Below are 526 nucleotides of genomic sequence, written 5' to 3'. Positions count from 1 at the left end.
AGCTCGCCGTAAAAACGGTAATTCTCGGAAAAGAATCGACTGTCATCGACTATGAAGTATCCAATTCAGAGGAACATCCGAACGATCGTACATCGGTTATAAAAGTGACCGATGATAAAGGAAATGAAATTCCTTATTTGAGTGGCGGGCAGTGGACGACGGACAGTACAAAGAACGGAAACAAGGTTCGTCACGAAGAAAGGCTGATCCTTGGAAAAGTGAATAAAGGAACAAAACACCTCAAGATTGAGGCGAGCAGCAGTATGGGCGATTCCGAAAAGACGCTGCCTCTCACAAAAACGCCCGCCGCGCTGAGCGCTGACCGTCATGACTTCCAGATTGCCGTTGATCAGGTGAAACAAAACGGAAGTAAATTGTCTGTCGACTATCATCTGAAACATGTCGATCAATCTAAGATTGATATTGACAGCATGCAAAACTTTTTAGAAACGATGTCACTGGTTGATTCTGCTTATAAAAGCATTGACGAAGCGCCGATGGGACACAGCGTAAAAGGTAATTTTAC

Annotated in this window: 1 protein-coding gene; it reads left to right on the top strand. The window is 44.1% G+C overall.

What is annotated here, in order from left to right; translation table 11 throughout:
* A partial coding sequence (locus tag ACWHAR_RS31725) for a DUF5643 domain-containing protein (RefSeq protein ID WP_452089009.1) occupies nucleotides 1-526 on the top strand: 526 nt, incomplete at both ends.

The sequence above is a fragment of the Bacillus sp. LR--39 genome, assembly GCF_053613335.1.
This window is presented reverse-complemented; position numbering and strand designations above follow the sequence as displayed.